This is a genomic window from Acidovorax sp. ACV02 (assembly GCF_014851475.1).
Taxonomy (GTDB): Bacteria; Pseudomonadota; Gammaproteobacteria; order Burkholderiales; family Burkholderiaceae_C; genus Acidovorax; species Acidovorax delafieldii.
Window position 1 is genome coordinate 16639 of record NZ_JACUZU010000015.1, and the last position, 22774, is coordinate 39412.

General features: G+C 62.3%; 33 protein-coding genes and 1 pseudogene. 8 read left to right on the top strand and 26 right to left on the bottom strand.

What is annotated here, in order from left to right; translation table 11 throughout:
* Positions 1 to 26: 26 nt before the first annotated feature.
* Genes atpG through IB236_RS23710 form a run of 7 tightly spaced genes read right to left on the bottom strand, consistent with a single transcriptional unit; the run spans position 27 to position 5261 of the window.
* On the bottom strand, positions 27 to 893 hold the full coding sequence (gene atpG / locus IB236_RS23680) for a F0F1 ATP synthase subunit gamma (RefSeq protein ID WP_056058853.1): 867 nt from the start codon (positions 891 to 893) through the stop codon (positions 27 to 29).
* Positions 894 to 911: 18 nt separating this feature from the next.
* A complete protein-coding gene (gene atpA, locus IB236_RS23685) occupies positions 912 to 2465 on the bottom strand; it encodes a F0F1 ATP synthase subunit alpha (protein ID WP_055396240.1) in 1554 nt (517 codons plus the stop codon).
* Positions 2466 to 2507: 42 nt separating this feature from the next.
* Positions 2508 to 3050 (bottom strand): F0F1 ATP synthase subunit delta, encoded by a 543-nt coding sequence (locus tag IB236_RS23690; RefSeq protein WP_056058859.1) that lies wholly within the window; start codon positions 3048 to 3050, stop codon positions 2508 to 2510.
* Between the two features lie 10 nt (positions 3051 to 3060).
* Positions 3061 to 3531, bottom strand: coding sequence for a F0F1 ATP synthase subunit B (locus tag IB236_RS23695; protein WP_056058864.1), 471 nt, complete (start codon positions 3529 to 3531; stop codon positions 3061 to 3063).
* 34 nt (positions 3532 to 3565) lie between these two features.
* Complete coding sequence (gene atpE, locus IB236_RS23700; protein ID WP_015012210.1) at positions 3566 to 3835, bottom strand: F0F1 ATP synthase subunit C; 270 nt, start codon at positions 3833 to 3835, stop codon at positions 3566 to 3568.
* Positions 3836 to 3889: 54 nt separating this feature from the next.
* Entirely contained in the window at positions 3890 to 4768 is an 879-nt protein-coding gene (atpB, locus tag IB236_RS23705; RefSeq protein ID WP_010467223.1) for a F0F1 ATP synthase subunit A, read from the bottom strand.
* 19 nt (positions 4769 to 4787) lie between these two features.
* Positions 4788 to 5261, bottom strand: coding sequence for an ATP synthase subunit I (locus IB236_RS23710; RefSeq protein ID WP_192422430.1), 474 nt, complete (start codon positions 5259 to 5261; stop codon positions 4788 to 4790).
* 287 nt (positions 5262 to 5548) lie between these two features.
* Between IB236_RS23710 and IB236_RS23715 the strand changes: the two genes are divergently transcribed.
* The 5 genes from IB236_RS23715 (at position 5549) to IB236_RS23735 (ending at position 9264) form a co-directional block, all read left to right on the top strand.
* Entirely contained in the window at positions 5549 to 5866 is a 318-nt protein-coding gene (locus tag IB236_RS23715) for a YbeD family protein (RefSeq protein ID WP_056058869.1), read from the top strand.
* A 23-nt stretch (positions 5867 to 5889) separates the two neighbouring features.
* Positions 5890 to 6585 (top strand): lipoyl(octanoyl) transferase LipB, encoded by a 696-nt coding sequence (gene lipB / locus IB236_RS23720; RefSeq protein WP_192422431.1) that lies wholly within the window; start codon positions 5890 to 5892, stop codon positions 6583 to 6585.
* 15 nt (positions 6586 to 6600) lie between these two features.
* On the top strand, positions 6601 to 7581 hold the full coding sequence (lipA, locus tag IB236_RS23725) for a lipoyl synthase (RefSeq protein ID WP_056058875.1): 981 nt from the start codon (positions 6601 to 6603) through the stop codon (positions 7579 to 7581).
* Between the two features lie 34 nt (positions 7582 to 7615).
* A complete protein-coding gene (locus IB236_RS23730) occupies positions 7616 to 8329 on the top strand; it encodes an AraC family transcriptional regulator (RefSeq protein WP_192422432.1) in 714 nt (237 codons plus the stop codon).
* A 101-nt stretch (positions 8330 to 8430) separates the two neighbouring features.
* On the top strand, positions 8431 to 9264 hold the full coding sequence (locus IB236_RS23735) for a DMT family transporter (RefSeq protein WP_192422433.1): 834 nt from the start codon (positions 8431 to 8433) through the stop codon (positions 9262 to 9264).
* A 104-nt stretch (positions 9265 to 9368) separates the two neighbouring features.
* On the opposite strand, the gene ptsP is transcribed toward IB236_RS23735, so the two are convergent.
* The 5 genes from ptsP to IB236_RS23760 form a co-directional block, all read right to left on the bottom strand.
* Entirely contained in the window at positions 9369 to 11126 is a 1758-nt protein-coding gene (gene ptsP / locus IB236_RS23740) for a phosphoenolpyruvate--protein phosphotransferase (protein ID WP_192422434.1), read from the bottom strand.
* 53 nt (positions 11127 to 11179) lie between these two features.
* Positions 11180 to 11449 (bottom strand): HPr family phosphocarrier protein, encoded by a 270-nt coding sequence (locus IB236_RS23745; protein WP_056058887.1) that lies wholly within the window; start codon positions 11447 to 11449, stop codon positions 11180 to 11182.
* A complete protein-coding gene (locus IB236_RS23750) occupies positions 11418 to 11870 on the bottom strand; it encodes a PTS sugar transporter subunit IIA (protein ID WP_116748666.1) in 453 nt (150 codons plus the stop codon). The genes IB236_RS23745 and IB236_RS23750 overlap by 32 nt, the downstream gene beginning before the upstream one ends.
* Before the next feature lie 85 nt (positions 11871 to 11955).
* Complete coding sequence (locus tag IB236_RS23755) at positions 11956 to 13215, bottom strand: MFS transporter (RefSeq protein ID WP_370539946.1); 1260 nt, start codon at positions 13213 to 13215, stop codon at positions 11956 to 11958.
* Between the two features lie 2 nt (positions 13216 to 13217).
* Positions 13218 to 13751, bottom strand: coding sequence for a hypothetical protein (locus tag IB236_RS23760; protein ID WP_121941734.1), 534 nt, complete (start codon positions 13749 to 13751; stop codon positions 13218 to 13220).
* A 182-nt stretch (positions 13752 to 13933) separates the two neighbouring features.
* On the opposite strand from IB236_RS23760, the gene IB236_RS23765 reads away from it, so the two are divergent.
* Positions 13934 to 14437, top strand: a complete 504-nt coding sequence (locus IB236_RS23765; RefSeq protein WP_056058916.1) for a TlpA disulfide reductase family protein — start codon at positions 13934 to 13936, stop codon at positions 14435 to 14437.
* Between the two features lie 152 nt (positions 14438 to 14589).
* Here IB236_RS23765 and IB236_RS23770 read toward each other — a convergent pair whose 3' ends face one another.
* Positions 14590 to 15045, bottom strand: a complete 456-nt coding sequence (locus IB236_RS23770) for a cytochrome c (RefSeq protein ID WP_056058898.1) — start codon at positions 15043 to 15045, stop codon at positions 14590 to 14592.
* Between the two features lie 173 nt (positions 15046 to 15218).
* Between IB236_RS23770 and IB236_RS23775 the strand changes: the two genes are divergently transcribed.
* Together IB236_RS23775 and IB236_RS23780 are read left to right on the top strand one after the other, a co-directional pair.
* Positions 15219 to 15896 carry a cytochrome b/b6 domain-containing protein gene (locus tag IB236_RS23775; protein WP_192422436.1) on the top strand — a complete coding sequence of 226 codons (678 nt, stop codon included), beginning with the start codon at positions 15219 to 15221 and terminating at the stop codon, positions 15894 to 15896.
* A gap of 46 nt (positions 15897 to 15942) precedes the next feature.
* Positions 15943 to 16434: a GNAT family N-acetyltransferase gene (locus IB236_RS23780; RefSeq protein WP_056744126.1), complete on the top strand. Its 492-nt coding sequence runs from the start codon at positions 15943 to 15945 to the stop codon at positions 16432 to 16434.
* 69 nt (positions 16435 to 16503) lie between these two features.
* Here the strand turns inward: IB236_RS23780 and IB236_RS23785 are convergent, their stop codons facing one another.
* From IB236_RS23785 to IB236_RS23845, 13 genes and pseudogenes are all read right to left on the bottom strand, one after another.
* On the bottom strand, positions 16504 to 17013 hold the full coding sequence (locus IB236_RS23785) for a peroxiredoxin (RefSeq protein WP_015012193.1): 510 nt from the start codon (positions 17011 to 17013) through the stop codon (positions 16504 to 16506).
* A 195-nt stretch (positions 17014 to 17208) separates the two neighbouring features.
* Positions 17209 to 17478, bottom strand: a complete 270-nt coding sequence (rpsQ, locus tag IB236_RS23790; RefSeq protein WP_056058906.1) for a 30S ribosomal protein S17 — start codon at positions 17476 to 17478, stop codon at positions 17209 to 17211.
* A gap of 9 nt (positions 17479 to 17487) precedes the next feature.
* Positions 17488 to 17685, bottom strand: coding sequence for a 50S ribosomal protein L29 (gene rpmC / locus IB236_RS23795; RefSeq protein ID WP_015012191.1), 198 nt, complete (start codon positions 17683 to 17685; stop codon positions 17488 to 17490).
* Between the two features lie 17 nt (positions 17686 to 17702).
* Complete coding sequence (gene rplP / locus IB236_RS23800) at positions 17703 to 18119, bottom strand: 50S ribosomal protein L16 (protein WP_015012190.1); 417 nt, start codon at positions 18117 to 18119, stop codon at positions 17703 to 17705.
* Between the two features lie 2 nt (positions 18120 to 18121).
* On the bottom strand, positions 18122 to 19003 hold the full coding sequence (rpsC, locus tag IB236_RS23805; RefSeq protein WP_056058910.1) for a 30S ribosomal protein S3: 882 nt from the start codon (positions 19001 to 19003) through the stop codon (positions 18122 to 18124).
* Between the two features lie 15 nt (positions 19004 to 19018).
* Positions 19019 to 19351, bottom strand: a complete 333-nt coding sequence (gene rplV / locus IB236_RS23810) for a 50S ribosomal protein L22 (RefSeq protein ID WP_007847806.1) — start codon at positions 19349 to 19351, stop codon at positions 19019 to 19021.
* 9 nt (positions 19352 to 19360) lie between these two features.
* The gene (gene rpsS, locus IB236_RS23815; RefSeq protein WP_010467177.1) at positions 19361 to 19636 is read right to left on the bottom strand and encodes a 30S ribosomal protein S19; all 276 of its coding nucleotides are present in this window, start codon (positions 19634 to 19636) and stop codon (positions 19361 to 19363) included.
* Between the two features lie 10 nt (positions 19637 to 19646).
* The gene (gene rplB, locus IB236_RS23820) at positions 19647 to 20471 is read right to left on the bottom strand and encodes a 50S ribosomal protein L2 (RefSeq protein WP_008906426.1); all 825 of its coding nucleotides are present in this window, start codon (positions 20469 to 20471) and stop codon (positions 19647 to 19649) included.
* Between the two features lie 2 nt (positions 20472 to 20473).
* Positions 20474 to 20788: a 50S ribosomal protein L23 gene (gene rplW / locus IB236_RS23825; protein WP_007847815.1), complete on the bottom strand. Its 315-nt coding sequence runs from the start codon at positions 20786 to 20788 to the stop codon at positions 20474 to 20476.
* Positions 20785 to 21405, bottom strand: a complete 621-nt coding sequence (gene rplD / locus IB236_RS23830) for a 50S ribosomal protein L4 (protein ID WP_008906425.1) — start codon at positions 21403 to 21405, stop codon at positions 20785 to 20787. Before rplD ends, rplW begins: the two co-directional genes overlap by 4 nt.
* Entirely contained in the window at positions 21405 to 22079 is a 675-nt protein-coding gene (gene rplC / locus IB236_RS23835; RefSeq protein ID WP_056058913.1) for a 50S ribosomal protein L3, read from the bottom strand. The genes rplD and rplC overlap by 1 nt, the downstream gene beginning before the upstream one ends.
* A gap of 232 nt (positions 22080 to 22311) precedes the next feature.
* The gene (gene rpsJ / locus IB236_RS23840; RefSeq protein WP_005796953.1) at positions 22312 to 22623 is read right to left on the bottom strand and encodes a 30S ribosomal protein S10; all 312 of its coding nucleotides are present in this window, start codon (positions 22621 to 22623) and stop codon (positions 22312 to 22314) included.
* A gap of 25 nt (positions 22624 to 22648) precedes the next feature.
* A pseudogene (locus tag IB236_RS23845) lies at positions 22649 to 22774 on the bottom strand (elongation factor Tu); the annotation flags it as partial.

Here is a 22774-nt window from a genome sequence, read left to right on the forward strand (position 1 = left end):
TCCAATAAAGTAGTTTGTTGAGCTGCTTACACAGCAGCGGCGCCAGCCACGATTTCCGAAAGTTCTTTCGTGATCGCTGCCTGGCGCGTCTTGTTGTAGACCAGCTTCAACTCGCCAATGACGCTGCCGGCGTTGTCGGTGGCAGCCTTCATGGCCACCATGCGCGCCGACTGCTCGGACGCCATGTTTTCCGCAACCGCCTGGTAGATCAGGGACTCGACATAACGGACCAGCAGCTCGTCGATGACGCTTTGCGCATCGGGCTCATAGATATAGTCCCAGCCGTGTTCCGTCTTCTCAGCCTGCATCTGCTCGGAGGACAGGGGGAGCAACTGCTCCACCACCGATTCCTGCTTCATGGTGTTGATGAACTTGGTGTAGCTTAGGTACACCGCGTTGATCTTGCCTTCTGCGTATGCATCGAGCAGCACCTTCACCGGGCCAATCAGCTTGTCCAGGTGGGGGGTGTCGCCCAGACCCGTCACGTGCGAAACCACCTTGGCGCCCACACGGTTCAGGAAACCCAGGCCCTTGTTGCCAATCGCCACGGCTTCGGTCGAGACGCCAGCACCTTGCAGTTCACGCAGCTTGGTCGTCACGGCACGCAACACGTTCGTGTTCATGCCGCCACACAGACCCTTGTCTGTGGTGATGACGATGACGCCAGCGGTCTTGGCATCGTTCACTTTCATGAACGGATGCACGTACTCTGGGTTGGCCTTGCCGAGGTTGGCTGCAATGTTGCGGATCTTCTCGCTGTATGGGCGGGCAGCCCGCATCCGGTCCTGCGCCTTGCGCATTTTGGATGCGGCCACCATTTCCATGGCTTTGGTGATCTTCTTGGTGTTTTCCACCGATTTGATCTTGCCGCGTATTTCCTTGCCTGCTGCCATGATGGCTCCTCGTCCGGTTTAAGCGAACGACTTCTTGAACGCGGCGATCGCTGCGGTCAATTCGGCTTCTGCGTCCTTGTCCATGGCCTTGGCCTGCTCCAGCTTGGCCAGCAAAGCGGCGTGGCTGGTCTTCAGGAACTGGTGCAGGCCGTGTTCGAAGTCGAGCACCTTCTTGACGTCGATGTCGTCCATGAAGCCCTTGTTCACAGCGAACAGCGTGGAAGCCATCAGCGAGATGGACAGCGGGCTGTACTGCGCCTGCTTGAGCAGTTCGGTCACGCGGGCACCGCGGTCCAGCTGCTTGCGGGTGGCTTCGTCCAGATCGGAAGCGAACTGCGCGAACGCAGCCAGTTCACGGTACTGGGCCAGGTCGGTACGGATACCACCGGACAGGTTCTTCACCAGCTTCGTCTGGGCAGCACCACCGACGCGCGACACCGAGATACCGGCGTTGATGGCGGGGCGGATACCGGCGTTGAACAGGCTGGTCTCCAGGAAGATCTGGCCGTCCGTGATCGAGATCACGTTGGTAGGCACAAAAGCGGACACGTCGCCAGCTTGCGTTTCGATGATCGGCAGAGCCGTCAGCGAACCCGTCTTGCCCTTGACTTCACCCTTGGTGAAGGCTTCGACGTAATCGGCGTTCACGCGGGCTGCACGTTCGAGCAGACGGCTGTGGAGATAGAACACGTCGCCAGGATAGGCTTCACGGCCTGGTGGGCGGCGCAGCAGCAGCGACACTTGGCGGTAAGCCACGGCTTGTTTGGACAGGTCGTCATACACGATCAGGGCGTCTTCGCCACGGTCGCGGAAGTATTCGCCCATCGTGCAGCCCGAGTAGGCCGACACGTACTGCATGGCAGCCGATTCGGAAGCCGATGCGGCCACCACAATCGTGTACTCCATGGCGCCGGCTTGTTCCAGAGCGCGCACCACGTTCTTGATCGAAGAAGCCTTCTGACCAATAGCGACGTAGATACAAGTAACGCCCTGACCCTTCTGGGCAATGATGGCGTCGATGGCGACGGCCGTCTTGCCGGTCTGGCGGTCACCAATGATCAGCTCGCGCTGGCCACGGCCCACGGGCACCATCGAGTCGATGGACTTCAGGCCGGTCTGCAGAGGCTGGTCCACAGATTTACGGGCGATCACACCAGGAGCGACCTTTTCGATCACGTCAGTGAGCTTGGCGTTGATGGGACCCTTGCCGTCGATCGGCTGGCCCAGGGCATTCACCACGCGGCCGATCAGTTCAGGGCCGACGGGCACTTCCAGAATACGGCCCGTGCACTTCACGGTGTCGCCTTCGGAGATATGCTCGTACTCACCCAGAATCACGGCGCCGACGGAGTCGCGCTCAAGGTTCAGCGCCAGACCGTAGGAGGGTTGGCCGTCCTTGGTCGCGGGGAACTCGAGCATTTCGCCCTGCATCACGTCCGACAGGCCATGAACGCGCACGATACCGTCGGACACGGACACCACGGTACCCTGGTTGCGGATATCGCTGCTGGCGGCCAGACCTTCGATGCGGCTCTTGATGAGTTCAGAAATTTCTGCGGGATTGAGTTGCATGACTCTTTCCTTCTTTCTTTGGTTCGCTGTCCTCGCCGCGCATTACGCGATGAGGGCCGCTTTCATTTGTTCAAGACGGGCCTTGACCGAAGTGTCCAGCACCTCGTCACCCACCACTACGCGAATACCACCGATCAGGGACTCATCCAGCTTCACAGCGAGGTTGAGCTTGCGGCCGAAGCGCTTTTCCAGCGCCGCGCTGACCTCAGACAGTGCAGCACTGTCCATCGGAAATGCGCTGTACACCACGGCATCCGAAGATCCGTTGCGACGATTCACGAGGGCACGAAACTGCGCAGCCACTTCCGGGAGCGCATCAATGCGTCCGTTGTCGATGACTGTGCGCAGGAAATTTTTGGCCATATCCGGCAGGGCCGAGCGGGCGACCCCGGTGAATACAGCGAACACCTGGTCTGCCGTCACCTTGGGGTTATCCGCCAACTGACGCAGCTGGGGGTTGGCGGCAATCGCCGCCAGTTCGTCCATCCAGGCAGCGGTGCTGCCCAGATCGACGCCCGCGCCCGCAGTGGCAGCCTTGAACAAGGCATCGGCGTAAGGGCGGGCAATGGTGGCGAGTTCAGCCATGTGTGTCCCCTTACAGCTCGGTCTTCAGGCGGTTGAGCAGGTCGGCATGGACGCCAGCATTGACTTCCTTGCGGAGAATCTGCTCGGCACCCTTGACGGCCAACGCTGCCACCTGCTCACGCAGGGCTTCGCGGGCCTGGACCGTCTGCTGCTCGGCTTCAGCGCGGGCAGCAGCAACAATCTTGTTGCCTTCCTCTGTGGCGCGGGCCTTGGCTTCTTCAATGATGGCCTGGGCACGACGGTCGGCGTCCGCAAGACGCGAGGCCGTCTCGTTGCGCGCCTGTGACAGTTCCTTCTCGACGCGCTGGTTGGCAGCGGTCAGTTCGGATTTGGCACGGTCGGCAGCTGCGAGGCCATCGGCGATTTTCTGGGCTCGCTCATCCAGCGCCTTCGCGATCGGGGGCCACACGAATTTCATCGTGAACCACACGAGGATCAGGAAGACGATGGCCTGAACGAACAGGGTCGCATTGATACTCACGGCAACACCTTTCTAAAGTGGCGTTGAACGGGAATTACTTGGGCAGGTTGGCCAAGAGCGTGGAAACGAAGGGGTTGGCGAAAGCGAACAGCAGAGCGATAGCCACGCCGATCAGGAACGCAGCGTCGATCAGACCAGCCAAGATGAACATCTTGGTTTGCAGTTCGTTGATCAGTTCAGGCTGACGTGCCGACGATTCGAGGAACTTGCCACCCATCAGGGCGATGCCGATGGAAGCGCCGATAGCGCCCAGACCAACGATCAGACCACAAGCCAGAGCGACGAGACCGAGAATGTTTTCCATGATGACTCCTGAGTTAAAAAGAAAAGTTAAGGAAAGAAAAAACGAAAGGGAAACTTAGTGCGCGTTGTGCGCCTGACCGAGGTAGATCAGCGCCAGCATCATGAAAATGAACGCTTGCAGCGAGATCACCAAAATGTGGAACAGCGTCCAGATGGTGCCAGCGATGACGTGGCCCACAGGCAGCAGCACACCCGACAGCGACAGGGCCGCAGCACCACCCATGAGGGCGATGAGCATGAACACCAGCTCGCCAGCGTACATGTTGCCAAACAACCGCATGCCGTGGGACACGGTGTTGGCGACATATTCAATGATCTGCATGAGCAGATTCACCACGCCCAGGATCAGGGCGAAGATAGGATTCTTGCTGGTGCCGAAAGGAGCCGACACCAGTTCGTGTGCCCAGCCGCCAGCACCCTTGATCTTGACGCTGTACCAGAAGCGCAGGATCAGGATGGCAAAAGCGAGGCCCAGCGTGGTAGACAGGTCAGCCGTGGGCACGACACGAAGATAGGCGTGGTGAGGATCGTGGCCGGCGGCGCCATAGATTTGCGCCCAGATGGCGGGCAGCAGGTCCACAGGCAGCATGTCCATGAAGTTCATCAAGAAGATCCAGACGAACACCGTCAGACCCAGGGGCGCAATGAACTTGCGGCTTTCAGCGTTGTGAATGTTCGCCTTGGCCTGGTTGTCCACCATCTCGACCAGCATCTCGACCGCTGCCTGGAAGCGTCCAGGCACACCAGAGGTTGCCTTACGGGCAGCTGACCACAGAATCAAAAGGGTGAGAGCACCCAGAACCAAACCGACGATGATCGAGTCATAGTTGATGACAGTGAAATCAACGATCTTGGTCTGGTTGACGTTTTGAAGATGCTGCAGGTGGTGAACGATGTATTCACTTGCAGTCGGAGCGTGCGCTTCTGCGGCCATCGGACAACTCTTCTCTCTATCAATCGGTTTTTCGGACACCAGGCCGCACCAACAGTGCCACCCAGTACGTTTTCATTGCGACCACCATACCAATCAGCAAGGCAATCCAGCTCAAGCCCGGCACCAGCCGAGGTGCCGCCGCCAGCAGCGCCACCGTCAACATGATCTTGGCGATTTCCCACCCAAAGAACCCCACCATGGCAGCCCGCGGATTGGATGACGCCTTGTGGCGCAACACACCGCGGGCAAACAGTGCAGCCGGAGCCACCACTGCCAGGGCACCGTAGGCTGCAGACCAACCCACCACCGCCCTGCCCGTCAGAACCCAGGCCACCAGGGCCACCAGCATTCCGACCAGCGCCTGACCTGCCACCACCCTCCACACCGAGAGGGGCGGATGGCGACTGCGCCACTGCTGCGCCTCTTGGGCCGTCAGGGGCTTGAAGTCAGATTCTTCAGCCTCAGTTTCAGTCTCTGGCGGGATTGTTTTCATTGATGAATGACGCCCGCGTTACAGACCGCAACTTTTACAAAGCCTCTAATTATAAGTAAAAACCCATGGCACCAGATAAAAACCCGCAAACGTGCCTGTGGGCTTCGTGTGCGCCTGCTCTGTTGTGGTGATGCGCCAACGGCTTTTGCGCTCCAAAAACCTCGCGCAATGCACCGATCTGGCGCACGCCAAACACACAATTCAGACACCCTCATCAGCCCCTGGCGCACAATGACAGTGCATGCCTAGCTATTGAAACTGCAGCATCCCTACCACTGCGATCCACCATGACATCCTCCAATCCGCCGCCCGCCAACGGCCTCGATACGCAGGCAACAGATCCACGCAAAGACTCGCTGATCGAATACCCCTCCAAGTTCCCGATCAAGGTCATGGGCGCCAAGGTGGATGGGTTCGTGCACGCGGTGACCGAACTGGCCCGCCAGTTTGACCCTACCTTCGACGCCGCCACCATTGAACTGCGTGACAGCCGCGCAGGCAATTACCTCGGAGTAACTATCACCATCACGGCGACCAGCCGCGAGCAGCTGGACGACCTGTACCGTGCGCTGTCATCGCATCCGCTGGTGAAAGTGGTGCTGTAGCCGCCCCCCCTGCAAGTTGCGCCATGACGATTGACATCCGCCTGCTGGGCCGTGTGGACTACGCCAGCACTGTGCAGGCCATGCAGGACTACACGACCACACGTACGCCCTCTGACCCGGATACGCTTTGGATTTGTGAGCACCCGCCGCTTTACACCCAAGGCATTGCAGGCAAAAGCGATCATGTGCTTGACCCAGGCGAGATTCCCGTCATCGCCACCAACCGGGGTGGGCAGGTCACCTTCCACGGACCAGGCCAGGTGGTCGCGTACCCGCTGATCGACCTGCAACGCGCAGGCTATTTCGTCAAGGAATACGTTTATCGCGTCGAAGAGTCCGTGATCCGTGCGCTGGCGCACTTCGGCGTCACGGGCCACCGGGTTGCCGGCGCACCCGGCATTTATGTGCGCCTGGACGATCCGCGCAGCCACGCCATACTGCCCCAACGCCCCCAAAAACGAGCGGGCTCGGAGGCGCCCACGCCCGACTTCGAAGGCCTGGGCAAGATCGCGGCGCTCGGCATCAAGGTCAGCCGCCACTGCACCTACCACGGCGTGGCGCTGAACGTGAACATGGACCTGGAGCCCTACGGCCGCATCAACCCTTGCGGTTACGCAGGATTGAAAACGGTAGACCTTTCTACAATCGGGGTCCACACCACCTGGGAAGAAGCCGCGCAGGTGCTGGGCCAGCAGCTCAGCATCCGGTTGGCGCCCTGAACTCTGCCTACAGCCATGAGCACCCCTGAAGTCGTCCGCGAAGCGCAATCCACCGAAGCCTACAACCCGCTGGCCAAGCAAAAGGCTGCGGCCAAGCTGTCGCGCATTCCGATCAAGGTGGAGCAGGGCGAAGTGCTCAAGAAGCCCGAGTGGATCCGCGTGAAGGCGGGCAGCCCCACCACGCGTTTCTACGAAATCAAGGAAATACTGCGCGAACACAAGCTGCACACGGTGTGCGAAGAAGCGTCGTGCCCCAACATCGGTGAATGCTTTGGCAAAGGCACGGCCACCTTCATGATCATGGGTGACAAGTGCACGCGCCGTTGCCCGTTCTGCGACGTGGGCCATGGCCGCCCCGACCCGCTCGACAAGGATGAGCCGCTGAACCTGGCCAAGACCATTGCCGCACTCAAGCTCAAATACGTGGTGATTACCAGCGTGGACCGCGACGACCTGCGCGACGGCGGCAGCGGCCACTTTGTGGAATGCATCCAGAACATCCGCGAGCTGTCGCCCCAGACCCAAATCGAGATCCTGGTGCCCGACTTCCGCGGCCGTGATGACCGCGCGCTCGAAATCCTGAAAGCCGCGCCGCCCGACGTGATGAACCACAACCTGGAAACCGCGCCCCGCCTGTACAAGGAAGCGCGCCCCGGTTCGGACTACCAGTTCAGCCTGAACCTGCTCAAGAAGTTCAAGGCCTTGCACCCCAACGTGCCCACCAAGAGCGGCATCATGGTCGGCCTGGGCGAGACGGACGAAGAGATCCTGCAGGTCATGCGCGACATGCGCGCGCACAACATCGACATGCTGACCATCGGCCAGTACCTGGCGCCCAGCAACAGCCATCTGCCCGTGCGCCGCTACGTGCACCCCGACACCTTCAAGATGTTCGAGGAAGAGGCGTACAAGATGGGCTTCAGCCATGCGGCCGTGGGCGCCATGGTGCGCTCCAGCTACCACGCGGACCAACAGGCGCACGCCGCTGGCGTATAAGCCCTGTCCACCCGGCCCGGTTCGCAGGTCACCCATGGGCCCGAATGGTCTGCTCTCGCTGCGCCGCTACGGCGCATCACCGGGCAGCCACAGCCATGACCATTTCCAGATTCTGCTGGGACTCTCCGGAGCGCTGGACCTGGAGGTGGCGGGCCGTGGCGTGCGCGTGGCACCCGGCGGCGGCTGCGTGATTGCCCCGGGAGATCGGCACGACTTTGAATCGTCCCGTGGCAGCCTGTGCCTGGTGCTGGACAGCGCGCACCCCGACTGGGCGCGCTGTACCGGCCAACGCCGTTCGACCAAACCACCCGCCGACGCACTGCCACTGGCGCACTATCTGGCGAGTGCACTGCAACAAGACCGCCCGCTGGCACAAACCTACGGCCCTGCGCTCTTGCTGGAGGCGTGGCTCGACCGCACCCATTCCGACCGTTCCACGCCCGGCCCCACGCGCGGCCGCACCATCAACTGGCCCGCCCTGCAGCAATGGGCGGCGCAGCAATGGCACCGTGAACTGACCGTGGCCGACCTGGCGGCGCAGGTGCATCTGAGCCCCAGCCAGTTTTCTGCCCGCTGCCGGGACGACCAGGGCATGGGCGCCATGGCCTGGCTGCGCGGCTTGCGCCTGGCGCAGGCCCGGGTGCTGCGCAGCACGGGCATGGCGGTGGCCGAGGTGGCGCTGCGCACGGGCTACCGCTCGCCCTCGGCTTTGACTGCCGCATTGCGCCGAGCTGAGCAGCACACATAACGGCCGGCGACGGCGGGCAACCAGCCCAAAACCTTGGCGCGCGACGACTCACCCGTGTTGCGCGACGACTCACTACAGCGGGCGCGCGTAAGCTCGGCGCCATGCAAGCCAACCTCTATGCCCTGGGCGCCATTGCACTGTGGGCTTCTCTCGCCTCGTTGGGGGTGTCCCTCACCCACATTCCGCCCTTCCTGCTCACGGGCATTGCACTCATCATTGGCAGCGTGCCCGCATGGCCCTTTGTGCTGCGTGATCCGTCGCAATGGCGCATTCCGCTGCGCACGCTGGCCTTGGGCGTGTACGGCCTGTTTGCGTACCACTTCCTGCTGTTCATCGCGCTGCGCCATGCCCCGCCGGTGGAGGCCAACCTCGTCAACTACCTGTGGCCGCTGTTCATCGTGGTGCTCTCGCCGGTGGTGCTGCCCGGTGTGGCGCTGCGCTTGCCACATGTGCTGGCGGCGCTGCTGGGTTTTGGCGGCGCGGCCATTGCCATTGCCGGCGGGCGCGAGTTGAGCGGCACGCTGGCCTGGGGCTACCTGCCCGCGCTGGCAGCGGCTTTCATCTGGGCCACGTATTCGCTCATGACCAAGCGCGTGGCAGCGTTCCCGACCACGGCCATTGGCCTGTTCGGGCTGGTGTCCGGCGTGCTTTCGCTGCTGTGCCATGTGGCGCTTGAGCCTGCGGCGGCACTGCAGCCGCGCGACTGGGGGCTGCTCGCGGTGCTGGGCCTGGGGCCGCTGGGGGCGTCGTTTTTTATGTGGGACAAGGCGCTCAAGCTGGGGGACGCCCGGCACATCGGCATCCTGAGCTACATCACGCCACTGGCGTCCACCGCGCTGCTGATCCTGGTGAGCGGCCGCGCATTCACTTGGAGCATTGCGCTGGCCACGGCCATGATCATCAGCGCAGCCGTGATGGGGATGCGGGCACGCTGACGCAGTAATTTCAGCGAAATTGGCTGGGAGCGCTAGAAAAATATGCTCGGACAGCTATCAATTTTGAAGTAACTGCCCCCTCAGGCGGTCAGGTCCTCCGCCCGTCAAGCAGTCAGCAGCACAGCAGGTTCATCGCCCGCCAGCACCTGCTGCGCCCAGGGTGCGAGCTTGCGCGTGTCAGCGCGCAGCACCTCCTGCTTCACAGCCAGGATCTGCGCGGGGTGCATGGAGAAGCTGCGCAGCCCCAGGCCCAACAGCAGCCGCGTCATGGTCACATCGCCCGCCGTTTCACCGCACACACACACGCTCTTGGCCTGGCGCTCCCCCTCGGCAATTACGTCGCCCACCAGGCGCAGCACGGCAGGGTGCAGCGGGTCGTACAGGTGGGCCACGGCCTCGTCGGCGCGGTCGATGGCCAGGGTGTACTGGATCAGGTCGTTGGTGCCGATGGACAAGAAGTCGAAGTACTTGAGGAAAGTGCGCACCATGAGTGCCGCGGCGGGCACCTCGATCATGGCGCCCAGCTGCACCGGACCGTAGGGCTCGCCACGTGCATCGAGCTCACCCCGGGCGAGGTCCACCTGGGCGAGCGTCTGCTGGATTTCGTGCGTGTGCGCCAGCATGGGGAACAGCAGGTTGACCTTGCCATGGGCCGCCGCACGCAGCACAGCGCGCAGCTGGGTGCGGAACATGGCCGGGTCGGCCAGGCTCCAGCGGATGGCGCGCAGGCCCAGGGCCGGGTTCAGGTAGCTGTCCTTGTGGGCCTTGTTGTCCAGAGGCTTGTCCGCGCCCACGTCGATGGTGCGGATGGTGACGGGCAGCCCCTGCATGCCGTCAATGGCCTCGCAGTAGGCGCGGTACTGCTCGTCCTCGCCGGGCAGGTTGCCGCTTTTCCCCATGAACAGAAATTCGCTGCGGAACAGGCCCACGCCCACGGCGCCTGCGCGCACGGCGGCGGCGGCGTCGCCGGGCTGCTCGATGTTGGCCAGCAGCTCGATCTTGTGGCCGTCGATGGTGATGGCAGGCGTGTGGCGCAGGCGCGCCAGGCGTTCGCGCTCCAGTTCGACCTGGCGCTGGCGAAATCCGTATTCGGCCAGGATGATGGGCGACGGATCGACAATGACCACACCTGCATCGCCGTCGATGATGACCCAGTCGTCCTGCCGCACCAGCTGGCTGGCGGCACGCGCGCCCACCACGGCGGGGATGTCCATGCTGCGCGCGACGATGGCCGTGTGGCTGGTCTTGCCGCCCACGTCCGTCACAAAGCCCGCGAACACGCTTTGCTTGAACTGCAGCATGTCGGCGGGCGAGAGGTCGTGCGCCACCAGCACCAGGGGCACATCCACCGTGTCGTCCAGCAGCAAATCTTGCTGTGTCTTGCGACGCGGGCTGCTGGCCGGTGGTGCCACCGGGCTGGCCACGCCTTTCATGTAGCGCAGGATGCGTTCAACCACCTGCTCCAGGTCCGCCTTGCGCTCGCGCAAGTACTCGTCCTCCATCTCGTCGAACTGGCGCGCAATCACCTCAAGCTGGGTGGTGAGCGCCCACTCGGCGTTGTACAGGCGCTCGGTGATCCAGTGTTTCACGCCGCCCGTGAGGGCTTCGTCCTGCAGCAGCATCAGGTGCACGTCCAGCAACGCGGTCAGCTCGTGCGGCGCGTCGGCGGGCATGTCGGTCTGCAGGCGCTGCAGCTCCTCGACCACGGCATTGCGGCCCTGGCGCACCCGCTCAATCTCGCCCTCGACCTGGGAGGGCTCGACAAAGTAGTGCGCCACATCCACCCGGCTGGACGCCACCAGCACGGCCCGGCCAATAGCAATGCCGCGTGCAACTGCGAGGCCGTGGACGGAGAAGGTCATGGTGGTGTGATCAAAGGTTCGACGGGGTCAGGACACGGGCGAGGTGGACAGGCTTATTCACCTTCGCCAAATTTGTCGGCAATGAGTGCCAGCAGGGCGTCCATGGCCTCCTGTTCGCGGTCGCCGTTGGTTTCCAGCTCCACTTCAGAGCCCAGCCCAGCGGCCAGCATCATCACGCCCATGATGCTCTTGGCGTTGATGCGGCGCTCCCCCTTGCTCATGAAAACGTCACACGGAAAGCTGCCGGCCAGCTTGGTGAGCTTGGCCGATGCGCGGGCGTGTAGGCCCAGTTTATTGCTGATGGTCGTACGGGTCTTGATCATGTCGGTTACGGCGGTTTTGGTTCTGCGGCGCGGAAATGGCCACCTGCATCACCCCTTGGGTACCACCCACCACGGCGCGGGTCACCACGGAATCGAGCGGCTCGGTCCGGTAGCTCACGGCGCGCAGCAGCATGGGCAGATTGACACCCGTCACCAGGCGCGAGCGCACGCCATCGACCAGGCGCTGCGCCACGTTGCAGGGCGTGGCGCCAAACACATCGGTCAGCACCAGGGTGGTGTCGGTGCCCAGCTGGTCCAGCATGATGCGCGCCTGGGCCAGCGATTCTTCGGGGGGCTGGTTGGGCTGCACGTCGAGCGCAGCCACGCTGCTGCCGCAGTCGGCAAACACGTGCAGCGCACATTCGCGCAGCGCATGGGCCAGTGGGGCGTGGGCAATGATGAGGATGCTGGTTGGGCTCATGGTCACGACTTACGCCACGCGGGGACCAACGAAGGGCAGGTCACGAAGAGGCCGCCGGTGGTTGCATCGATGGTTGCGCAAGTGTTCATGGTGTGGGGGTTGTCAGCACATTATGGCGCCGCCCCCGAAGCAGGAACCATGCGTAGGCGCTGGCGTTGCATGCCAGGTACACCGCCATGGCAGCCTGGAACGCTGGCACGGTGGCCAGCCCCGCGGCTGCAAAGGCGTCCACCGCCAGCCCGATGCCCCACTGCACCACAAACACGCCCACAAAAATCACGAGGTTGTAGGCCGACAGCGCCCGCCCTGCCAGCGCCTGCGGAAACGCCATGGCCACGGCGGGCTGCGACAGCGACACGAAGGTGCACGACACGCAGAACAACGCCCAGGCGCCACCCCCGGCCTGGGGCCCCGCCAGGATGATGCCCAGCAGCACCACCGAGCACAGCGGAAGGCCCATGGCCATCAGCCGGTCGGCACCAAACCCCTTGCGCAGCAGCCAGGGGTTGACCATGCCCCAGGTCCAGAAGGTGCACAACATGGCCACGTTGATCCAGAACAGGCCCGTCGCCGACTCCAGGGCGGTGTAGCCCGCCACGCGCTGCATCCACGGCCCGGCCCACAGCGTCTGCATGGCCACCATGCCGCCGTAGCAGAAGAACCCCAGCGGCGCGAGGCGCTGAAAATAAGGGTGCCGCCACACCACGCCATAGCCCTGGGGCACGGCCTCTGCGGCGTTGGACGCTGCCTTGGGCTGCCCCGCCAAACCCCAGCCTGGCACCCACAGGGCAATCACCACCATCGACAACGCGATCAATACCGCCAGCCCCCAGAACAGCGGGCGCCAGCCCACCAGCGGCAAGGCCCATTGCACCGGCAGCGTGGAGGCCACCATGCCCAGCGAGCCCGTCATCAACATCCACGAGTTCGCCCGCATCTGCGCCACCGGCTCCAGCCACCGGCGGTAGCCAGTGAGCGGCGCCATCAGACAGGCGCTGACGCCCGCGCCGCACAACACCCGACCGGCGAGCAGCCCCGAAAACCCCGTGGCCCCCGAAAACACCAGGCTGCCCACCACGGCCACGCCCAGGAAGCCCAGTGCGACCTTCTTGGGGCCATGCCGGTCCAGCCAGGTCCCCAACGGCAGCTGCGTGGCCGAGAAGCCCAGAAAGTACCCGCCCGCCAGCAGCCCCAGGTCCCGCGCCTGCAGCGAGAACTCCTGGGCCAGCGTGGGCGCCAGGGTGGCCGTGACAGCACGCACCAGCGCCGATAAAAAGTAGGCAAAAGCAAACGCCAGAAAGACGATGACGGCCGCCCGCCGTGGCAAAACGCCGCCGCGGCTCATCGTCATGGCAGCGCCAGGCCAGCGAAGAACTGGTCGGCCACCTCCGGCCGAGGCTTGGCGGTGTAGACGACGGCGTGGTACAGCCGCACCTGCGGCCCTGCCGCGCGTGCAAACCACACGGCCTGCGCGACCACCGCGCTGCCATCGGGACGCTGCCCCTGTGCCACGGTACGCACCGACTGCGGCAGGGGCAAGATGCCGCGCGGCGCGTAGGGTACGTCTTTGGCGCCCGCTTCGGCCCCTGCCCCCAGGCGCGCCAGCATGGCAGCCCGCCAATGGGTGAGCGCTGCGCCCACCTGGGCAGGGTCGGCCAACGCGGCATGGGACACAGCAAAGGTGGCGCCATCGGCATCACAGCCCACCATGGACAGCTCCACCGGTGCACCGGCCAGCTCCACGGTCCGGGTGGCCTGGTCGGGCTTGCACGGCAGGGTGATGGTCAGGTCCGCTTCGGGCAGCGGCACGGTGCGCCAATTCAGTGCGGGGCTGCAGCCCGCAATCAGCAGGGCAGCGGCCCCGGTCAATGTCCATTTCATCGGGGCATTATCGGCAGAGTCCCCGATGTCGGCCCTGCCCTGCGTTCTGCGGCGAACTTTTGCGGGAAAGTGGAGTCCAGCCTTGGTGTGGCGGGCGCCGCTCGCGCGGCGAGCGGGCCACTCCGGCACAATGTGGGGTGGGGCACAGGCCCCGTGTTTCTTTTGGGATGGGTGGTGAAGTCATGGCGATCAAGCATTGGGCAGCAGGTGTGGCGGTGGCAGCGTTTGCCGCTGTGGGCGCCTATGTGTACCTGGACACAGGCCGCGCCGAAGCGCCTGCATCGACCTTCGTGCTGCTGGATGGCTCCAGCAAATCCACCGCCGACCTGAAAGGCAAGGTCACCCTGGTCAACTTCTGGGCCACGAGCTGCACCACCTGCGTGGCCGAAATGCCCGAGATCATCGCGACCTACAACAAGTACAACAGCAAGGGTTTTGACACCTTGGCTGTGGCCATGAGCTACGACCCGCCCAGCTACGTGGTGAACTTTGCCGAGACACGCAAGCTGCCCTTCCAGGTGGCCATCGACAACACCGGCAACGTGGCCAAGGCCTGGGGCGATGTGCGCCTGACGCCTTCCACCTTCATCGTGAACAAGCGGGGCGAGATCGTGAAGACCTATGTAGGCGCCCCCAATTTCCCGGAGCTGCACCAGTTGATCGAGAAGCTGCTTGCAGAAACCTGAGCACGGGGCGGACACAACGCCCCCGCCGCATGCACCCCAGCCCGTTCAGGGCAAAAAAAAGGCCAATTTCGAAAGAAATTGGCCTTTTGCGCTAGTGGATCATGCCTTGATTGCTATGCAAAACATAGCAACATGATCCTCCAGTGATCGCGTCACTTCGCGCGGAAGTTGTCGTGGCAGGCCTTGCAAGTGCCTGCAGTGGCACCAAAGGCGGTTTTCAGGTTGTCCAGGTTGCCTGTCTTGGCCGCAGCGGCGAGTTTCACGGTCTCGGCTTCCAGCTTCTCGGCATGGTCCTTGAACTTGGCTTGCTCGGTCCAGATTTCTGGCAGTGCCTTGGTGGGCGCGCCCTTGTCGGTGCCGGGACCAAAGCCTGCCCATGGCAGCTTGGCCATCTGGGCCACGATGTCGGCATTCTCCTGCGCCACCTTGGCATCGAACGGCGCGCGGCCGTTGGCCATGGCGCCGAGGCGGCCGAAGTGCTGGCCCATCACAAACAGCGCACTCTGGCGGTATTTGATGGCATCTTCGGCTTTGGCAAATTGGGCGGAGGCGGGGGCGGACAGGGTCAGAGCCGCAGCCGCCAGGGTCAACGCAGCAAATGCTTTCATCGGAACTTCCTTTTTCGTGGGTGGAACAGAATGGTGCCTTCCAAGCCTGCGCAGTATGCCGGTTTGGGCGCGTTTGTGCTGTGGCTGGGAGGTTACAGGTCCGGCCGCCCTGCCGCACAATGCCGCATGCTTCCTCATCCATCCCTCACTTCGGCGCACCGCCTTTGACCACCATGACGCAGCACACCGTACGCATCTGGGACCTTCCAACCCGCATTTTTCATTGGGCCCTGGCGGTCTGCATCGTGGCGCTGGTCACCACCGCCAATGTGGGAGGCAATGCCATGGTCTGGCATTTCCGCCTGGGCTACACGGTGCTGGCGCTGCTGGTGTTCCGGCTGGTCTGGGGATTGGTGGGCGGCCGCTGGTCGCGCTTTTCGGCGTTCCTGTACTCGCCAGCGCGGCTGCTACGGTACCTGCGTGGCACGCCACATCCGGAGGACGGCATCGGACACAGCCCGCTGGGTGCGTTGTCTGTGTTCGTGCTGCTGGCCGTGCTGGCAGCCCAGGTGGGCACGGGTTTGCTGAGCGACGACGAGATCGCCTTTGCCGGACCGTTGACCCAATATGTCTCGAACGCCGTCGTGGGGCTGGCCACGAACTACCACAAGGACATCGGGCAGTTCCTGGTGCTGGGGCTGGTGGCGCTGCACGTGCTGGCCATCGTCTTTTATGTGCGCGTGCGCAAGCAGCAGCTCATTCGTCCCATGCTGGACGGCGACAAGACGCTGCCCGAGGCGGCGGCACCTTCGCGGGATGATGCCCTGCACCGTATCGTCGCCTTGGTGGTGCTGGCACTGAGCGCTGGCGTGGCCTGGTGGGTGTCGTCCCTGGCGGCACCGGCGTTCTGAACGAAGTCGCTACACTGGCGGCTCCTTCGTTTGCACGCCTTGCGCTTTGGACAAGCCCTCCATCTCCCTGAGAACCCCCTCTTCGCCCGCCGAGTGGGATGCGGTCAGAGACATTTTTCGCGAGTACGCCAGCACGCTGGGCGTTGATTTGTGCTTTCAGGACTTCAAGTCCGAACTGGCGCAGCTGCCGGGCGACTACGCCGAACCCCGTGGCGCCCTGCTGGTCGCCGAAGTGGAAGGCGCCTTGGCAGGCTGTTGTGCCCTGCGCCCGCTGGACAACGCCGACTACCCCAACGCCAGCGAAATGAAGCGGCTGTATGTGCGCAAGGCGTTTCGCGGCTTTGGCCTGGGTCGCGAGCTGGCCGAAGCCATGTTGGACCGGGCGCGGCAAGCAGGTTACGCGTGTGTTTTGCTCGACACCCTGGACGATATGGAGTCGGCCCGCGCGCTGTACACCGACCTGGGCTTCGAAGAAATCCCGCCCTACTACCACAACCCCGTACCCGGGGCACATTACCTCAAGGTCGATATTTTTTGACCATTTGGGGCGCAAGCGCATGGTACACATGCGCTTGCAGCTATTGATTCAATAGCAATCAGCGGGGTCTCACGCCGCCTTGGCCTGGGCCAGCAGGGTGTCAGCATCGCTCACTTCAAACTTGCCCGGTGCTTCGACGTTGAGCGTCACCACCTTGCCATCGCGCACGAGCATCGAATAGCGGTTGCTGCGCAGGCCCATGCCCTTGGAGGTCAGGTCCAGGGTGAGGCCCGTGGCTTGCGCGAAGGCGGCGCTGCCGTCGCCCAGCATGCGCACCTTGCCGTCGGTCTTCTGGTCGCGCGCCCAGGCGCCCATCACGAACGCGTCGTTCACGCTCACGCACCAGATTTCATCCACGCCGGCCGCCTTGAACTCGGCGGCCTTCTCCACATAGCCAGGAACATGCTTGGCCGAGCAGGTGGGTGTAAAGGCACCGGGCAATGCAAACAGGGCAATCGTCTTGCCCGCCGTCGCCTTGTCCACCGCCACGGGATTCGGGCCGATGCTGCAGCCTTCGCCCTCGACTTCGGAATATTCCATCAGCGTGGCTGCGGGCAGGGTGTCACCGACTTTGATCATTGTTTTCTCCTAGGGATGTTGGGATGGGGTGTTGGAACCCGAGAACGCAGTGCCATGCAAAGCTCCTCCTGGGCACGGTGTGAACCGTTCGCATCAAAAAGGAGGCCCACAAAGCAAAACGACCCACATTGTGGGTCGTTTTGAAGGGCCTTGCTGCCCAGGGGCTTCGCCCCCGGAGCGGGCATGGACAGCTGCTTACAGCAGGCCGGCCTTTTGCACCAAGCGGGTAGCCACCCAGTTCTTGGTCTTGGAGAGCGGACGGCTCTCGGTGATTTCGATCACGTCGCCCAGCTTGTACTCGCCATTTTCATCATGGGCGTGGTACTTGCTCGACTTCGCAACGATCTTGCCGTAGAGCTCGTGCTTCACACGGCGCTCGACCAGCACGGTCACAGTCTTTTGACGCTTGTCGCTGACCACCTTGCCAATCAAGGTGCGCTTGAGGGATTTTTTAGGTTCCGTCATATGGGCTCCTTACTTGGCGGCTTGCTTTTCAGCAAGAATGGTCTTGGCACGTGCGATATCACGGCGGGTGGTGCGCAGCGTGTTGGTGTTACCCAGTTGCTGCGTAGCCTTTTGCATGCGCAGGCCGAAATGGGCCTTTTGCAGTGCCTTGATTTCGGCTTCGATGCCGGCAACGTCTTTTTGGCGCAGTTCAGTAGCTTTGGTCATTTTCATGGTCTCCTGAATTACGCGCCAAGGTGACGGCTGACGAACGTGGTGCGCAGCGGCAGCTTGGCAGCAGCCAGGCGGAAGGCTTCGCGGGCCAGTTCTTCGGGCACGCCGACGATCTCGAACACGATCTTGCCGGGCTGGATTTCGGCCACGTAGTACTCGGGGTTGCCCTTACCGTTACCCATACGCACTTCTGCGGGCTTGGTAGAGATTGGCTTGTCCGGGAACACGCGGATCCAGATACGGCCGCCACGCTTGACGTGACGGGAAATCGCACGGCGTGCAGCTTCGATCTGGCGGGCCGTCAGACGGCCACGATCGGTGCACTTCAGACCGAAATCACCGAACGCAACGGAGGCACCCCGTGTTGCGACGCCAGTGTTACGGCCCTTTTGCTCCTTGCGGTATTTACGGCGAGCAGGTTGCAGCATCTTTATTCTCCTTTACCGTCCGCTGCTGTAGCGGGCGCGGCGACTTTGCGTACGCGCTTAACGGCGGTGTTATCAGCGCCACCAGCTTCCGCTGGCTTGTCGCTGCCGTCGGCCGGAGCGGCGTTGCCACCGACAGGACGACGTGGGCCACGGCCTGCGCCTGGACGATCGCCACCTGGGCGGCCATCACGGCGTGGGCCGCGTGGGCGGCGCTCTTCGTCTGGACGAGGCGTTTCCACGGCGGGCAGGTCATTGCGGCCCAGCGTGTCACCCTTGTAGACCCAGACCTTGACGCCGATCACACCGTAGGTGGTCTTGGCTTCAGAGGTACCGTAGTCGATGTCCGCACGCAGCGTGTGAAGTGGCACGCGGCCTTCACGGTACCACTCGCAGCGAGCGATTTCGATACCGTTCAGACGACCGGACGACATGATCTTGATGCCCTGGGCACCCAGACGCATGGCGTTCTGCATGGCGCGCTTCATGGCGCGGCGGAACATGATGCGCTTTTCGAGCTGTTGGGTGATGCTGTCGGCGATCAGCTTGGCATCGATTTCAGGCTTGCGCACTTCTTCGATGTTCACTGCGACGGGCACGCCCAGACGCGACGCGAGTTCCTTCTTCAGGTTCTCGATGTCTTCGCCCTTCTTGCCGATCACCACACCAGGACGTGCCGAGTAAATGGTGATACGGGCGTTCTTGGCAGGACGCTCGATCAGGATGCGCGACACAGCCGCGTTCTTGAGCTTGGCCTTCAGGTACTCGCGCACCTTGATGTCTTCGGCCAGCATGCCCGCGAAATCGCGGTTGCTGGCGTACCAACGGCTGGACCAGTTGCGGCTGACCGCAAGGCGGAAGCCGGTAGGATGGATTTTCTGTCCCATAGTCTTCCCGAGCCTTTAGTTGCCAACCGTCACGTACACATGGCACGTGGGCTTGCTGATGCGGTTGCCGCGGCCTTTGGCGCGCGCGGTGAAGCGCTTGAGCGTGGTGCCTTGTTCGACGTAGATGGTCTTGACCTTCAGTTCGTCGATGTCAGCGCCATCGTTGTGTTCGGCGTTGGCGATGGCCGACTCCAGAACCTTCTTGACGATTCCCGCAGCTTTTTTCTGCGTGAAGTTCAGGATGTTCAGAGCCTGGTCCACTTTCTTGCCGCGGATCAGGTCGGCGACCAGACGGCCCTTGTCGACCGACAGACGGACGCCCCGGAGGACTGCACGTGTTTCAGACATGGTCGTTCCTTACTTCTTCGCTTTTTTGTCAGCGGGGTGACCCTTGAAGGTGCGCGTCAGGGCGAATTCGCCCAGCTTGTGGCCCACCATCTGGTCGGTGACATAGACCGGCACGTGTTGCTTGCCGTTGTGCACGGCGATGGTCAGACCGATGAACTCGGGCAGAACCATGGAGCGACGCGACCAGGTCTTGACTGGTTTCTTGTCCTTGGTGGCAACGGCCTTTTCGACCTTGGCCAGCAAGTGATGGTCAACAAATGGACCCTTTTTGAGAGAGCGAGTCATCTGTTACCCCTTACTTCTTGCGACGCGACACGATCATGATCTGTGTGCGCTTGTTGTTACGGGTGCGATAACCCTTGGTCAGATTGCCCCAAGGATCGACTGCATGGCGGCCTTCGCCGGTGCGGCCTTCGCCACCACCGTGAGGGTGATCCACAGGGTTCATGGCCACGCCGCGAACCGTAGGACGAATACCCATCCAGCGCTTCACACCGGCCTTGCCCAGTTGGCGCAGGCTGTGCTCTTCGTTGGCCACTTCACCAATGGTGGCGCGGCATTCGATGTGGATCTTGCGCACTTCGCCGGAGCGCATACGCACTTGAGCGTAAACGCCTTCGCGGGCCAGCAGCGTTGCCGAAGCACCTGCCGAACGGGCGATCTGAGCACCGGCACCGGGCTTGAGCTCGATGCAGTGGATGGTCGAACCCACGGGGATGTTGCGGATAGGCAGCGTGTTGCCAGCGCGGATCGGTGCTTCTGAACCGGACAGCAGGGTTGCGCCCACTTCCAGGTTGCGGGGAGCGATGATGTAGCGACGTTCGCCGTCGGCATAGCACACCAGAGCGATGTGGGCCGTACGGTTGGGGTCGTACTCAATGCGCTCAACCTTGGCGGGAATGCCGTCCTTGTTGCGCTTGAAGTCCACCACACGGTAGTGGTGCTTGTGACCACCGCCCTTGTGGCGGGTGGTGATGTGACCGTTGTTGTTACGACCGGCCTTCTGGAATTGTGGCTCCAGCAGGGGGGCGTACGCTTCACCCTTGTACAGGTGGTCACGCGTGACCTTCACCACGGCACGTTGGCCGGGCGAGGTAGGTTTCATCTTAACGACAGCCATGATTACGCGGCCTCCCCGGAGAGGTTCAGCTCTTGACCTGGCTGCAGCGTGACGTATGCCTTGCGAACGTTGTCGCGGCGGCCCACGGTCTTGCCGAAACGCTTGGTCTTGCCTTTGGTGTTCACCACAGAAACGCCCTTGACTTCCACCTTGAACATCAATTCCACAGCGGCCTTGATTTCGGGCTTGGTAGCGTTCTGCAGCACCTTGAACGTCACTGCATTGGACTTCTCGGCAACCATGGTGGCCTTTTCGGACACGATGGGAGCGACCAGCACTTGCATCAGACGACCTTCGTCAAACTTGAGTGTGCTCATGCGAACATCTCCTTGAGTTTGTCGATTGCACCCTTGGTGACGAGCACTTTCTTGAAACGCACCAGCGACACGGGATCGGCGTAACGGGGCTCAACGACGAGCACGTTCACCAGATTGCGCGAGGCCAGGTACAGGTTTTCGTCCACTTCGTCGGCAATCACCATCACCGATTGCAGGTTCATCGCCTTGAACTTGTCAGCCAGGACCTTGGTCTTGGGGGAATCAAGCTTCAGCGAATCGACCACAGCCAGACGGCCTTCGCGGGCCAGCTGCGACAAGATGGCAGACATACCAGCGCGGTACATCTTCTTGTTGATCTTCTGCGTGAAATTTTCGTCAGGCATGTTCGGGAAAATCCGACCACCCCCACGCCACAGAGGCGAGGAAGTCATACCTGCACGTGCGTTACCCGTACCCTTTTGCTTGAAAGGCTTCTTGGTCGAGTGACGGACTTGCTCGCGGTCCTTCTGGGCGCGAGTGCCTTGGCGGGCGTTGGCCTGATAGGCCACCACGATCTGGTGCACCAGATCTTCGTTGTATTCACGACCGAACACGGTTTCAGGAACATCCAGCTTGGATGCGCCTTGGCCTTGGTCATTCAGGAGTTCGAGCTGCATTAGTTCGCTCCTTTGGAGGCTTTGGCCTTGATCGCTGGACGCACCGTCACGAACCCACCCTTGGAGCCCGGAATAGCGCCCTTGATCAAGAGCAGTTGACGCGCTTCATCGATGCGGATGACATCGAGGTTTTGCGTGGTCTTGGTGACATCGCCGAGGTGGCCCGTCATGCGCTTGCCGGGGAACACGCGACCTGGGTCTTGTGCCATACCGATCGAGCCAGGCACGTTGTGCGAACGGCTGTTACCGTGCGACGCGCGCTGCGAGCTCATGTTGTGACGCTTGATGGTACCGGCGTAGCCCTTACCGATAGAAGTGCCTTGCACGTCGACCTTTTGGCCCACGGCAAACACATCGGTGGCAGGAACCGTAGCACCCGCGGCGTACTTGCCAGCGGTTTCTGCGGTCACGCGGAATTCCTGGATGATTTCACCGGCTTCCACACCTGCCTTGGCAAGGTGACCGGCTTCTGGCTTGGTCACGCGCGATGCTTTGCGCGAACCGAACGTGACCTGCAGGGCCACGTAGCCATCGTTCTCTTGGGTTTTGACCTGGGTAACGCGGTTGTTGGACACATCCACCACCGTGACAGGCACTGCGTCCCCATCATCGGTGAACAGACGCATCATGCCCACTTTGCGACCCAGCAACCCGAGGGAGTTGCTCAGACTCATTGGTTTTCTCCAAAACTCTCACCGCCGCAACTTCAATTGGCTACGGCGTTTCCGCAAACTCTCGCTTGCGTGCATGAAAGAAGGTTAATAAAACTCCGCTGACGCACACCATTTAACAGGCGAAAATCGAGCGAAGCCCTAAAGTATAACGCGAACTGCTTTTTCAAGCAAGTTCGCGTTATTTCAGTCACTGCAAGACGGGCGAACCCGTCCCACAGCAACTACTGCTACATCACTGCAGCTTGATTTCGACGTCCACGCCAGCTGGCAGGTCGAGCTTCATCAGGGCGTCCACGGTCTTGTCCGTAGGGTCCACGATGTCCATCAGACGCTGGTGCGTGCGGATTTCGAGCTGGTCGCGGCTGGTCTTGTTGACGTGCGGCGAGCGCAGGATGTCGAAACGCTTCATGCGCGTCGGCAGGGGCACGGGCCCCTTGACGATGGCGCCGGTGCGCTTGGCGGTGTCAACGATCTCGGCAGCGGACTGGTCGATCAGCTTGTAGTCAAACGCCTTCAGGCGGATGCGGATTTTTTGCTTGGACATGGCAAGTTCCTTTTCTGCTTATGAATTAAGCAATGATCTTGGCCACGACGCCAGCGCCCACGGTACGGCCGCCTTCGCGGATAGCGAAGCGCAGACCTTCTTCCATGGCGATGGGGTTGATCAGCTTCACAGTGATCGACACGTTGTCACC